The organism is Algoriphagus aquimarinus (assembly GCF_007997215.1).
In the GTDB taxonomy this organism is placed as follows: Bacteria; Bacteroidota; Bacteroidia; order Cytophagales; family Cyclobacteriaceae; genus Algoriphagus; species Algoriphagus aquimarinus_A.
Genome location: NZ_VORW01000003.1, coordinates 306,407 through 319,114 on the forward strand (window position 1 = coordinate 306,407; position 12,708 = coordinate 319,114).

11 protein-coding genes and 1 pseudogene are annotated in these 12,708 nt (G+C 40.6%); 6 read left to right on the forward strand and 6 right to left on the reverse strand.

Features of this window, described 5'->3' with window-relative positions; all coding sequences use genetic code 11:
• Positions 1-3: 3 nt before the first annotated feature.
• Positions 4-888: a tyrosine-type recombinase/integrase gene (locus tag ESV85_RS08635; RefSeq protein WP_146916630.1), complete on the reverse strand. Its 885-nt coding sequence runs from the start codon at positions 886-888 to the stop codon at positions 4-6.
• A gap of 130 nt (positions 889-1,018) precedes the next feature.
• Complete coding sequence (rpsU, locus tag ESV85_RS08640; protein WP_057940466.1) at positions 1,019-1,213, reverse strand: 30S ribosomal protein S21; 195 nt, start codon at positions 1,211-1,213, stop codon at positions 1,019-1,021.
• Positions 1,214-1,459: 246 nt separating this feature from the next.
• On the opposite strand from rpsU, the gene ESV85_RS08645 reads away from it, so the two are divergent.
• On the forward strand, positions 1,460-2,701 hold the full coding sequence (locus ESV85_RS08645) for an alpha-L-fucosidase (protein WP_223275947.1): 1,242 nt from the start codon (positions 1,460-1,462) through the stop codon (positions 2,699-2,701).
• Positions 2,702-3,101: 400 nt separating this feature from the next.
• A complete protein-coding gene (locus tag ESV85_RS08650; RefSeq protein WP_146916632.1) occupies positions 3,102-5,669 on the forward strand; it encodes an adenosylcobalamin-dependent ribonucleoside-diphosphate reductase in 2,568 nt (855 codons plus the stop codon).
• 248 nt (positions 5,670-5,917) lie between these two features.
• On the opposite strand, the gene atpC is transcribed toward ESV85_RS08650, so the two are convergent.
• The 3 genes from atpC to ESV85_RS08665 form a co-directional block, all read right to left on the reverse strand.
• Positions 5,918-6,163, reverse strand: a complete 246-nt coding sequence (gene atpC / locus ESV85_RS08655; protein WP_146916634.1) for an ATP synthase F1 subunit epsilon — start codon at positions 6,161-6,163, stop codon at positions 5,918-5,920.
• Between the two features lie 128 nt (positions 6,164-6,291).
• Complete coding sequence (gene atpD, locus ESV85_RS08660) at positions 6,292-7,794, reverse strand: F0F1 ATP synthase subunit beta (protein ID WP_146916636.1); 1,503 nt, start codon at positions 7,792-7,794, stop codon at positions 6,292-6,294.
• A 151-nt stretch (positions 7,795-7,945) separates the two neighbouring features.
• The gene (locus tag ESV85_RS08665; RefSeq protein WP_146916638.1) at positions 7,946-8,425 is read right to left on the reverse strand and encodes a C40 family peptidase; all 480 of its coding nucleotides are present in this window, start codon (positions 8,423-8,425) and stop codon (positions 7,946-7,948) included.
• Between the two features lie 106 nt (positions 8,426-8,531).
• Between ESV85_RS08665 and ESV85_RS08670 the strand changes: the two genes are divergently transcribed.
• Positions 8,532-8,771 carry a hypothetical protein gene (locus ESV85_RS08670; protein ID WP_146916640.1) on the forward strand — a complete coding sequence of 80 codons (240 nt, stop codon included), beginning with the start codon at positions 8,532-8,534 and terminating at the stop codon, positions 8,769-8,771.
• A 282-nt stretch (positions 8,772-9,053) separates the two neighbouring features.
• Here ESV85_RS08670 and ESV85_RS22500 read toward each other — a convergent pair whose 3' ends face one another.
• Positions 9,054-9,221, reverse strand: a complete 168-nt coding sequence (locus ESV85_RS22500; protein WP_223275948.1) for a GIY-YIG nuclease family protein — start codon at positions 9,219-9,221, stop codon at positions 9,054-9,056.
• A 314-nt stretch (positions 9,222-9,535) separates the two neighbouring features.
• On the opposite strand from ESV85_RS22500, the gene ESV85_RS08680 reads away from it, so the two are divergent.
• From ESV85_RS08680 to ESV85_RS08690, 3 genes and pseudogenes are all read left to right on the forward strand, one after another.
• A complete protein-coding gene (locus ESV85_RS08680) occupies positions 9,536-10,519 on the forward strand; it encodes a D-alanine--D-alanine ligase (RefSeq protein ID WP_146916641.1) in 984 nt (327 codons plus the stop codon).
• A gap of 282 nt (positions 10,520-10,801) precedes the next feature.
• Positions 10,802-12,214 carry a glycine-rich domain-containing protein gene (locus ESV85_RS22645; RefSeq protein ID WP_146916643.1) on the forward strand — a complete coding sequence of 471 codons (1,413 nt, stop codon included), beginning with the start codon at positions 10,802-10,804 and terminating at the stop codon, positions 12,212-12,214.
• Positions 12,215-12,458: 244 nt separating this feature from the next.
• Positions 12,459-12,708 (forward strand): annotated as a pseudogene (locus tag ESV85_RS08690) (hypothetical protein); the annotation flags it as partial.

Below are 12,708 nucleotides of genomic sequence, written 5' to 3' on the forward strand. Positions count from 1 at the left end.
ATATTATGCTTTCGGATGTGCCTGCTCGAACACAGCCTTAAGTTTTTCCATTGAATTGTGTGTGTACACCTGAGTGGCGGCGAGACTTGCATGACCTAGCAAATCTTTGACAGCATTCAGATCAGCACCTTTGTTGAGGAGGTGAGTAGCAAAAGTATGTCTCAGCACATGTGGGCTGCGCTTGGAAGTCTGCGCAAAAAGATCCAGATAATGCCTGACGATGCGAAAAATCATCATAGGGTAACTTTGCTTTTGTTGATTGCTGACAATAAAATAGTCACTTTGACCTACTTTTGAAAACCTTTCCTCAAATACTTTTTTGTACAGCAAAATATTCTGTTTTAATCCTTTTGTAATAGGAATTATTCTTTCCTTTTTTCTCTTCCCAAGCACCTTCACCGAATCCTCGATAAGATTAATGTCTGACCATTGCAATCCAATTAACTCCGAAAGTCTGACTCCAGTTAGGTAAAGAAATTCCAACACCATCTTGTCTCGCTGTCCTTCGAAAGTCGGCTCGTAAACGCTTTCATCTAAAACGGATTTTATGGCCTCTTCCTGTACAAATTCGGGAAGTTTCTTCGGGTTTTTAAGACCTTTTAACTTATACGTTGGATCTTTAGAAATGATCCGTGATCTAAGCAAAAACTTGTAATAAGATCTCAGAGTGGCGATTTTACGATTGACCGATGTAGTACTTAAACCACTATCTACCAGATCGATTACCCATGCCCGAAGCTCTGGATGTTGGGCTTCAGAAATTTCATTTAATTCGAAAGAAAGGGCCACAAATTCTTCGAATTGCGTCAGGTCCCGACGATACGCATCTACCGTATGCGGGCTGGCCTTTTTCTCAAACTCTAAATAATTGACGAAAGAATCGATCATATGTCACGTAACTCAGGAGATAAGTTAGGGTAAAAAATGACAAGTAATGCGTATCAAATTCACAAAAGGGCATAAAAAAAACGCACCTGCCTGATGGCAAGTGCGTTTGATATTGGAAGATCAAAACTGATTACTTCGCTGCTTCTTCTTGAAGATGCTGCTTGTAAGCCGCCTTGATTACTTGTGCTCTTCTTTTAATGGAAGGCTTAGTGAAAGCTTGTCTCGCACGAAGTTCACGGACTGCACCAGTCTTATCAAACTTCTTCTTGAAACGCTTTAGCGCTTTCTCGATTGATTCGTTCTCTTTTACGTTAACTATGATCATATCTATACACCCCCTTTCGTGGGCACAAAGGTATTGATAATATTGTAAAAACAATAACAGCTCCCACAATAAAGTCTTTCCAAGCCGCTTGACATGTAGGGTGATTTGCCTAATTATCTCAGGAATCTTATTTAATCCAAGGTGAACATCTGTAATCCACTCAAGAGCTATTTCCTAGCATTCGGCATCCTAATCCTTTTATTCACCCAATCCATTTCAGGTTTTTCCCAAGAAAATCCTGAGAAAATGGAATTGTTTAAAGATGCCAAACTGGGTATTTTTATTCACTGGGGTATTTATTCAGTGAATGGGATTGATGAATCTTGGTCTTTTTTCAATGATTACATCAGCTATGAAGACTACATGAAGCAGCTTTCGGGATTTACAGCCAGCAAATACGATCCTGAAAAGTGGGCGAGACTGATCAAATCAAATGGGGCAAAATATGCTGTGCTTACAGCCAAGCATCATGATGGAGTAGCGCTATGGGATACGAAGGCCTCCGATCTTTCTGTCGTCAAAAAATCTCCTGCAGGAAAAGATTTGGTAGGCCCACTCATGAACGCTCTAGAAAAGGAAGGAATTAAAAAAGGAATCTACTATTCTGTCCTTGACTGGTCTCACCCAGATTATGACAGAAATACAAGAGAGACTTTCCGATATAAGAATGATCCAGTACGCTTCCAAAAGTTTGTAGACTTCAATTTCAAGCAGTTAGAAGAATTATCCAGCAAGTACAACCCAGACTTATACTGGTTTGATGGAGATTGGGAACATACGCCAGAAGAATGGAAAAGTGCTGAGCTGAAAGCTAAACTATTGACCTATAATAAAAACCTAATCATAAACTCAAGACTAGGACCAGGCTACGGTGACTATGACACCCCTGAGCAAGGAGTGCCTGTAACTAGACCTAGCAGTGAATTTTGGGAGCTATGTATGACCATGAACAACAGCTGGGGCTATCAAGGCAACGATCATACATACAAATCTCCAAGCGAGCTACTCCGCATCTTTGTAGACTGCCTGCATATGGGAGGAAATCTTCTATTAGATTTTGGACCTAAACCTGATGGCACTATTCCAGAAGAAGCTGAAAATATTTTGAATGAATTTGGACGCTGGACATCCAAGCATGAGTCAGCCATCTACGAAACTCAAGCTGGTATTCCAGATGGACATGTGTATGCCCCAACCACACTTTCTGCAGACAAGACAATACTATATAGCTACCTGGATTATAAAGTGAATGAATCCCTTGCCATCAAAGGCCTGAAAAATAAGATTCAGCGGGTTTGGGTGGTAGGAAATGGCACCAAACTACAAGCGAGAGAAGTAGGTAAAATGTACTGGAATGCTGTACCAGGCATGAAGTACATTGATATTCCTGACAATGTTTATGATAAAGACATTACCGTCTTGGCTGTATTGCTAGATGGGCCGGTAGACCTCTATCGGGAAAAAGGACAGGTGATTGAGAGCAATTAAAAGTAAAAGCAATTTTTCAAATTTGCCGGAGCTGATTTTTTAGGATAGGAGAAGCTTCTTTGTATTATCTACTATATAAGAGGTTATTCATCTAATAGAATAGTTTTAAATCTACCGGTAATTAAGATATGGCCAAATCCAGCTACACTTATTCGCTTCAAAACTATTGACGGTCAAGTAGCTATAGCCGTACTTTTCGCTTGAAGGTACTTTGAATTAAAGAATTCGAAAATAAAAATTTTGTAAACTTTTTACTACCATTAAAAATGCAAACAATTGATAGTTAAATGTTTGCATTTTTTACTTGTAAACTTGCAGATTAAAATCATTTTTTAAAATTCCAATTTTAGCTTACTTCATGTATTCATACAGCATCCGCGTATTTTTAAACCAACAGAATATGAGCACACAAATCACATCTAAAGTTCAGCCCAAAACTTACACGCAAGACGAAGCATTTGAAGCTTCACAAGCCTATTTTAAAGGAGATGACCTAGCAGCACGTGTGTGGATCAATAAATACGCTCTGAAAGACTCAGAAGGCAATCTGTATGAATTGACGCCAAACGACATGCATACCAGAATTGCAAAAGAACTGGCAAGAATTGAAGCACGATACCCAAATCCGCTTTCAGAAGCAGAGATTTTTGACCTGATTAAGGATTTCAAATACATAGTGCCTCAAGGAAGCCCAATGGCGGGAATTGGAAATCCATACCAAATAGCTTCACTTTCCAATTGCTTTGTAATAGGAAATAACGGTGAATCCGATTCCTACGGAGGGATCATGAAAATAGATCAAGAGCAAGTGCAACTGATGAAGAGACGTGGTGGCGTAGGTCACGACCTTTCGCACATTCGCCCAAAAAGCTCTCCAGTCAAAAACTCAGCGCTTACCTCTACAGGCATTGTTCCATTCATGGAGCGTTACTCCAACTCTACCAGAGAAGTAGCTCAGGACGGACGTCGTGGCGCGCTTATGCTGTCAGTTTCTATCAATCATCCAGATTCTGAAGATTTCATCGACGCCAAATTGGAGCAGGGAAAAGTAACTGGCGCAAATGTCTCTGTGAGAATAGATGACCAGTTCATGAAAGCCGTGAAAGGAAATACTGACTATGTTCAGAAATATCCAATTTTCAGCGAAACCCCAAAATTCACAAAGACGATAGAAGCGACGAGAATATGGGAAAAGATCGTTCATAACGCGTGGAAATCCGCTGAACCAGGAATTCTATTTTGGGATACAATCATCAATGAGTCTGTACCGGATTGCTACGCAGATCTTGGCTACAAGACAGTTTCTACTAACCCATGTGGAGAGATACCGCTTTGTCCTTACGATTCTTGCCGCCTATTAGCGATTAATCTTTTCTCTTACGTAGAAAATCCTTTTACTCCAGAAGCAAAGTTCAATTTTGAGCTATTCAAAAAGCATATTCATGCAGCACAACGCATCATGGATGATATCATCGACCTAGAATTGGAAAAAATCGATGCGATCATAGCAAAAATAGACGCGGATCCTGAGCAGGATGAGGTAAAAGCTACCGAACGTAATCTGTGGCTGAATATCCAGAAGAAAGCAAATGAAGGCCGTAGAACAGGTATAGGCATCACTGCCGAAGGCGACATGGTAGCAGGCTTGGGAATCAGATACGGAAGCAAAGAAGGAAATGAATTCTCTGTGGAAGTACACAAAACTTTGGCTATTGAAGCCTACAGAGCATCAGTTTATACTGCCAAAGACAGAGGAGCATTTGCTATTTTCGATGCAGAGCGAGAAAAAAACAATCCTTTCATCCAGCGCCTGAAAGAAGCAGATGACAAGCTTTACTATGAGATGTTGGAATATGGTAGAAGAAATATTGCGCTTCTTACCATCGCACCTACAGGTACGACCAGTTTGATGACTCAGACTTCCTCTGGCATTGAACCGGTATTTATGCCTGTATATAAGCGTAGAAGAAAGGTGAACCCTAATGATAAAAATGTCCGCATTGATTTCGTAGATGAGCTAGGTGATTCTTGGGAAGAATATGTGGTTTTCCACCATAGATTTAAGCAATGGATGGAAGTGAACGGCATCGATTCTTCCAAAAACTTTGCGCAAGCAGAACTGGACGAGATCGTAAAAAGATCTCCTTACTACCTAGCTACTTCCAATGATGTGGACTGGATGAGTAAGGTAAGTATGCAGGGAGCCGTGCAAAAGTGGGTCGATCACTCCATCTCAGTTACGATCAATCTTCCAAACGATGCTACCGAAGAACTGGTAGGGCAATTATACATGGAAGCTTGGGAAGCTGGCTGCAAAGGAGTAACCGTCTACAGAGACGGATCGAGATCAGGTGTTTTGATTTCTAATGAGGAGAAAAAAGAAGAAGGAAAAGAAGAACTAGTAAACTCGATCACTCCTTTCCCTACCAAACGCCCTCAAATATTGGAAGCAGATGTAGTTCGCTTCCAAAACAACAAAGAAAAATGGATCGCATTCATAGGCCTGATTGATGGAAGACCTTATGAAGTATTCACGGGTCTGGCAGATGACGAAGATGGCATCCTAATTCCTAGATGGGCAAACAAAGGAGTGATCATCAAAAACAGAAATGAAGATGGTAGCTCTCGATATGACTTCCAGTACAAGAATCAACGAGGTTATAAGACGACTATCGAAGGCTTATCACATAAGTTTGATCCAGAGTATTGGAACTACGCCAAATTGATCTCCAGTACACTTCGCTATGGCATGCCGATCGACAAGATTGTAGATCTGATAAACAGCTTGCAATTGGATAACGAATCTATCAATACTTGGAAAAATGGCGTAGTACGAGCAGTGAAGCGCTACGTTGAAGACGGAACGAAAGCTAAAGGACAAGCTTGTGAACAATGCAAATCTGTTAATTTGATCTATCAGGAAGGCTGCTTGACCTGTAAGGACTGTGGTTCTTCCAAGTGTGGTTAAACATTCGGAAATTCATTATAATCAAAAAAAGGAAGCCTGAGGGTTTCCTTTTTTTGATTTAATTGGGCCTTACCTTACGTTTCTTTTGTCATCATCTTCAAATCATAAAAAAAATCTTCAAACTAAATTATCGAGAACATGAAATTAGACATCAAGCCCTTCGAACTTTCTCTGAATTCATCGTGGCTATACCAAAAAAGGTCTCCCATTCACACAGGAGACCTTTTTTATATATTCGGATGAATTGCTTAAGCGACTACTTTCTCGGCTAGCAATACGATCACATTGTCTTTTACTTCCACTACTCCGCCATCCACGATCATGGATTGCTTGCCGTCAGGAGTGGTAAAGGAAACAGTTCCCTTTGCCAAAGCCGAAACGATCGGAGCGTGATTATTCAGCACCTGAAATGATCCATTGGCACCAGGAAAACTGGCCTCGGATACTTCACCCTGAAATACTTTTTTGTCCGGTGTGACGATTTCTAAATGCATGGAATTTTTATCGTTTGGAGACTTCGCCTAGAAAAAACATCAGCGAAAACCCTCCGGTAAAATATTAAAATGTTGCTAGTTGTTGGTTGTTTGTTACCAGAACTCACAACCAACAACTCACAACTAATTTATCTAACTTCAGCCAACATTTTCTCCCCCTTAGCCATCGCATCTTCGATGCTACCTACCAAGTTGAAAGCTCCTTCAGGAAGGTGATCCAACTCACCGTCCATGATCATGTTGAAACCTTTTATAGTGTCTTTGATATCTACCAACACACCCTTCAAGCCTGTAAACTGCTCAGCTACGAAGAAAGGCTGAGATAAGAAACGCTGAACTCTTCTGGCTCTGTGTACGACTTGCTTATCCTCTTCAGAAAGTTCCTCCATACCCAAGATCGCAATGATATCCTGCAATTCTTTGTAACGCTGAAGAATCTCCTTCACACGCTGTGCACAATTGTAGTGCTCATCTCCGATAATGTCAGCAGACATAATTCGTGAAGTTGATTCCAATGGATCCACTGCTGGATAAATTCCTAATTCTGCAATCTTACGTGAAAGTGAAGTCGTAGCATCCAAGTGAGCGAAAGTCGTCGCTGGAGCTGGATCAGTCAAATCATCAGCAGGTACATAAACCGCCTGAACGGAAGTAATTGAACCACGCTTAGTAGAGGTAATACGCTCCTGCATGGCTCCCATTTCTGTAGCCAATGTAGGCTGGTAACCTACTGCGGACGGCATACGTCCAAGAAGTGCGGACACTTCAGAACCTGCCTGAGTGAATCGGAAGATGTTATCGATAAAGAATAGGATATCTTTTCCTTCTCCTTCGCCATCACCGTCTCTATAATATTCTGCCAAAGTCAAACCTGTCAAGGCAACTCGTGCACGCGCCCCTGGAGGCTCGTTCATCTGACCGAAAACAAAGGTTGCTTTGGAGTCTTCTAGTTTTTTCAAATCAACTTTAGAAAGATCCCATCCACCTTCTTCTTCAAGGCTATGGACGAAGTCATCACCGTAAGTAACGATGCCTGACTCGATCATTTCTCTTAACAAGTCATTTCCTTCTCTTGTTCTTTCACCTACACCTGCAAATACAGATAGACCAGCATATGCTTTCGCAATGTTGTTGATCAATTCCTGAATCAATACAGTTTTACCTACACCAGCACCACCAAAAAGACCGATCTTACCACCTTTTGCATAAGGCTCGATCAAATCAATTACTTTGATACCTGTGAAAAGAACTTCGGTAGATGTAGAAAGATCCTCAAATCGAGGAGCAGATCTGTGAATAGGAAGTCTCTTTCCAGTTGGAATAGGAGGCAAACCATCGATAGGCTGTCCAACCACGTTGAAAAGACGGCCTTTGATAGCCTCTCCTGTAGGAACTGAAATAGGAAGACCAAGGTCTCTTACTTCCATGCCACGAACCATCCCTTCAGATGAGTCCATTGCAATAGTTCTCACTCGATCTTCACCCAAGTGCTGTTGAACTTCCATTACGACCACTTGGCCATTTTCTTTAGTAACTTCTACCGCGTCAAGGATGTTTGGCAGCTTACCGCCTTCAAAGGAAACGTCCACTACGGGCCCGATCACTTGAGTTATCTTTCCAATATTTGCCATTTGATAATTGAAATGTAAAAAGGATATGCTTTTTGAATTCGACCGCAAAATTAACCATTAATGCCTAAACCCAAAGGATATTTGGGAAATAATCTACAGCTTATCAATTAAATGTGAAACATTAGCCTCGAAAAGCTTCCCTTCCTAAAAATTAATCCAGCACTCTCCTAGCAAATAAGAATGCTTTTGCCCAATAATTATTGCTCAGATAATCTTCTGAGACTCCTAGGGACGTAGATGAATGAATAAAGCGAACATCATCTCTCGAAGCCTCTGTCACAATTCCCGAATGTGTGACCTGCTTCTTTCTTTTGCCTGTGGCAAAAAACAGCACATCGCCAGGCTTGATCTCATTCGTACGAATACTCTTGCCCATCTTACTTTGATCAGCAGAGATTCTAGGCATCGTGATTCCCACTGAATAAAAAGAATGATAAACTAAAGCTGAGCAATCCATTCCTGAGCGTGTAGTTCCTCCATATCTATAAGGAGTTCCTGTATAGCTCCTAGCAGTCTGAATCACAGTATTAAAAGGCTCACTTGCTACCTTCCTTTTGGAGGCACAGGAAGTAGCGAGCATCAATCCCAAAACAATAAAAAAAGCGGTAAAACGGAATTGTTTGCGCAGCATAGTGGTTTTTGTTCTTTCAAGTATAAGACGAAGTCGGGCAGGAATCAATCTTTTTTGATCAAAAAAGAGATTCGTTTCCTTAACTTAACGAGAGCAATTGAAGATTATGAGCAAAGAAGAATTCGCCAGCCTCCCCTTCCACAAAAAAATTAGTGCCCTCTACACAGAAGGCACTTTCGTAGTGGGTATTCGCTATTACAAGCATAAGGTGAATTTGTATTTGCTAGAAGATGAATACGTTGAAGTCTTCTATAATCATAAGCAGGACAAAATTGACAAAATTGACTTTTTGCCACGTGATCACACTCGGATGAAGTTCTATTTGGATCAGATAAAGCTGTCGTGATTGATCCTGCAGATTTAGGCAGAAAAGATTCGGTGATCTCTGTAACCGTCAGGCTGACGGTGTGATTGTCAGGCTGAGCGAAGTCGAAGCCCCTTAAACATGGGAAGACTCTTCATCAATTTTAGATATCTCTAAATTCCCCTTGAAATTTTTATGAGAAGTCTCATTCTTGCATTCCGCTAATTCTTTCAATTTATCCCACTCATCATTAATCATTGCGAGTTTTTTCCTTCTACTCCATCCTTTGACTTGTTTTTCAAAAGCAATAGCCGCTTTGATTTCTTAGAATTCCTTCAAAAACACTAATTCCAAAGGCCTTCTTTTTACGGTATAACAAAAGGGATCCAAGCCCTCGTTATGTTCAGCCAATCGCCTATACAAGTTATCTGTAACTCCTGTATAAAAGGAATCATCATAGCACTTCAGTATGTAAACGAAGTAGATTTTCATACAATTTCAATTTCAAAAAAGTGATCTTATAATTAATGTGCCTTTTGAAAAGACATTTATTGACTTATTTACTGTCCTCGACTTCGCTCGGACTGACACAATTTACAGTGAAAAACATAATTCGTCATTGGTATCTAAGTCGGTGTCAGGCTGAGCGAAGTCGAAGCCACCACTACCTTAGACATTATCTAAATCCAACTATCCTCGACTACCTGACCAGCGGTCGAGCGTACAGACAGACAGAACAAATTTCAGATTATTCCTTCTTCCTTCCCCAAAAAATCGAGTAATTCGTACCGTTAATTCTGATATCTATGAAGAGAAAAATTGCCCTTGTGACAGGTGGATACACCGGAGAATCTGTAATTTCTCTCAAAAGTGCGGCTGTGGTGGAAAAAACCATTGATCGCGAACTTTATGACCTGTACAAAATCCTGATTTATCCTGGAGATTGGCATTTTTTAAGTATATCAGGAGAAAAAATCCCAGTGGACTTAAATGACTTCAGCATCAAAATAGGCGATGATAAAATCACTTTTGACGGAGTCTTTAATATCCTGCATGGCTCACCGGGAGAAGATGGAAAGCTTGCTGGTTACTTAGATATGATCGGCATTCCTTATACCACATGTGATCAGCTTAGTTCTGCTATCACCATGAACAAGGGTTACACAAAAGCAATAGTGGATGATATCGAGGAATTGCATATTGCCAAATCACTTCAGCTTTTTGAAAACTCACCCGCAAATTTCAAACGAGTGGAAGCTGAGCTAACTTTACCACTTTTTATCAAGCCTAACAACGGTGGGAGCTCAATAGGCATGAGCAAGGTGAAAACCTGGGGTGAATTACCAGAAGCTTTGGATAAAGCTTTTGCAGAAGACCGTCAAGTCCTTGTAGAGGAATTTGTCTCTGGTCGCGAATTTTCTATTGGATGCTATAAAGGTAAAGGAGAGATCACAGTCCTTCCAGCTACTGAAATTGTGAGCAGTAAAGAATTTTTTGATTTTGAAGCGAAATACACCGCTGGCGTATGTGAAGAAATCACTCCTGGTAGACAATCTGAGGAAGAAGTAGCACGCGTCAATAGAATTATTCCTAAAATCTATGCGAAACTCAACTGCAAAGGCGCGATCCGGGTCGATTACTTTCTACAGCATGAAACAGGAAAGTTTTACTTCATAGAGGTCAACACAGTTCCTGGTCAAACCGAAACAAGTCTAATTTCCCAGCAAGTTCGAGCTATTGGAATGGACGTTCGGGATTTTTACACTGAACTGATCGAAGAGATGTTTTAATTAGGATATATACACCTACTAAAACTATACTCCAATAATTAATAAGAGCCCTTGATTTATGCAAATCAAGGGCTCTAATTTTTAAAATGTTTGTGCTTTGAATATGCTAACCACAGCATTAGATCAAATCGCAATGAAAGGTTATTTCATGTATTTAAATGACATTTTTAACATTGTTTTTTCACTCGTCTCATAAAGTCTCCTTACCTTTGCAATCACCCTATTAGCTTAATCAGTACCCCTTGGGCTCACCCAAGCTCATCAATTCTTATAGTATTTTCAATGAAGAGTAGACTTTTAATTCTTCTAACCATTACCTATGCTTTAATCTCTGGTAATGAAGTATATGCCCAATATTCTAGGGCTGTAATTGCGACCAAAACATATACTTCTGGCGGCACTTTTACGATTACCGATCTTACTGATATCTCAGGCTATGATCCTAATAATGAGATTTTTGCCTTAGCAGAGGTTGAGGTTTTGTTAGTAAGTGGTGGTGGTGGTGGCGGAAGAGGCAATTCCGCTGGTGGAGGTGGTGGTGGCCAAGTGAGAGTAGAAACCTTCAACCTAACTTTAGGAGCGAAATTAAATATTGCTATTGGTTCCGGTGGACCTGGAGGTAGACCAGGGACCAATAACGGAGATGATGGCACTCAAACTGAAGTCAATCTGAGCTCTGGATCTACCTCTATAGGCTACATAGCAAGCGGTGGCAAGGGCGGAAATGGAAATGGAAACGGTGGCAATAGTGGAAATGGGAATTCTGGCGGAAATGGAAATGGAAATGGACAAAATGTCAAAGGTGGCGGTGGCGGCGGTAATGGTGGCCCTGGTACTAATGGATCAGGCAATGGGTCTTCGTCAACCGGCGGTAAAGGAGGAGATGGAGCTTTTGTAGCATTTACGGGTAAAAGGTATGGGGCTGGAGGTGGTGGAAATGGAAGAAATGGAGGATCTGCAGGCTCTGGGGGTACGGGAGATGCTAATCCATCTGGGCAAGGAGGTAATGCTTCTGCAAATTCAGGATCTGGTGGTGGTGCTGGAAGCTCCTCCAATAAAGGAGGTAATGGTTCCGATGGCATAGTAGTAGTACAAATCACCTACAGGATTCTGCCTGTAGAATTCCTATATTTTAATACGACCTATAAGTCATCCGATCATACCGCAATAGTAGAATGGGCGACTGCCAAAGAATGGGAAAACTCTCACTTCGAGATTGAGCGCGCTATAAATACTGTCAAAGAATGGAGCAAAATAGGACGAATAGAAGGAAAAGGCTATTCAGATTCCGCTTCAGAGTATAGCTTCACTGACTCTGATTTACCTAGAACAGGTGGAAATATATTCTATAGACTCAAACAAGTAGATTATGCTGGCAAATTCAGCTACAGCAATACAAAATCGATTCAGGCAGAAGCATTAGAAAGCAGCGATGTTTGGATAACATACCCCAATCCAAGCACATCCGGATCTGAAATTAAAATAGATCTAGCTCAACCTGATAAATATTTGGACGAATTGATTTATCTCCGTTTCATAAGCTTTCTTGGAAATGGAAATACACGAATACTTTCCTCACCAGATCAAATTTCTCCAATAGTGTCAGACTGGCTACGAAAGCAGCGTTCAGGGCTTCATATCATCGAAATTAGATGGGGAAGCAAGACACAGCTAATCAAGCTATTGAGAAACTAATTTTTACGTACTGTAAATTTTCTCACCCCTATTTTTCATTTGAAATAGGGAAATGTCCTGGTGTCTACTCCAAAAACACCGTCCTCTCTTTTTAACCTAATTCAAAATATTATTTTATTATTGTATCTATATACACAATTATCAGGTGTTATTATTCGAAAAAAAACCAAGTTTCAGAATTTAATTTCAAATTAAAGTATGTGAACTTCGTAATTAATACCACAAAAAGCAATTTTAATATTTTATGAAAAAGCACTTACTCCTTGGCTTGGCACTTGCCCTAGCACTTTATTCCTGTAATGACACTTCAAACCCAATCTCTGAAGAGTCAATTTTAATTAACTCAAATTCTGAAACACTCACTACACGAGTAAAAATGGATAATACTGGTGTAATAGGGCTAATTGACCCTAATGCGCCTGCCGGAAGAATTCAGGAAGAAGCAACCGATCTTCCCCTAGTTTTAGTTTCTCAAGTTGATCCCCCAGAATATG

Bases quoted from the DNA above. Each gene is read 5' to 3' on its own strand.
- ESV85_RS08635 (WP_146916630.1), bottom strand. From the start codon at position 888: ATGATCGATTCTTTCGTCAATTATTTAGAGTTTGAGAAAAAGGCCAGC.
- rpsU (WP_057940466.1), bottom strand. From the start codon at position 1,213: ATGATCATAGTTAACGTAAAAGAGAACGAATCAATCGAGAAAGCGCTA.
- ESV85_RS08645 (WP_223275947.1), top strand. From the start codon at position 1,460: ATGGAATTGTTTAAAGATGCCAAACTGGGTATTTTTATTCACTGGGGT.
- ESV85_RS08650 (WP_146916632.1), top strand. From the start codon at position 3,102: ATGAGCACACAAATCACATCTAAAGTTCAGCCCAAAACTTACACGCAA.
- atpC (WP_146916634.1), bottom strand. From the start codon at position 6,163: ATGCATTTAGAAATCGTCACACCGGACAAAAAAGTATTTCAGGGTGAA.
- atpD (WP_146916636.1), bottom strand. From the start codon at position 7,794: ATGGCAAATATTGGAAAGATAACTCAAGTGATCGGGCCCGTAGTGGAC.
- ESV85_RS08665 (WP_146916638.1), bottom strand. From the start codon at position 8,425: ATGCTGCGCAAACAATTCCGTTTTACCGCTTTTTTTATTGTTTTGGGA.
- ESV85_RS08670 (WP_146916640.1), top strand. From the start codon at position 8,532: ATGAGCAAAGAAGAATTCGCCAGCCTCCCCTTCCACAAAAAAATTAGT.
- ESV85_RS22500 (WP_223275948.1), bottom strand. From the start codon at position 9,221: ATGAAAATCTACTTCGTTTACATACTGAAGTGCTATGATGATTCCTTT.
- ESV85_RS08680 (WP_146916641.1), top strand. From the start codon at position 9,536: ATGAAGAGAAAAATTGCCCTTGTGACAGGTGGATACACCGGAGAATCT.
- ESV85_RS22645 (WP_146916643.1), top strand. From the start codon at position 10,802: ATGAAGAGTAGACTTTTAATTCTTCTAACCATTACCTATGCTTTAATC.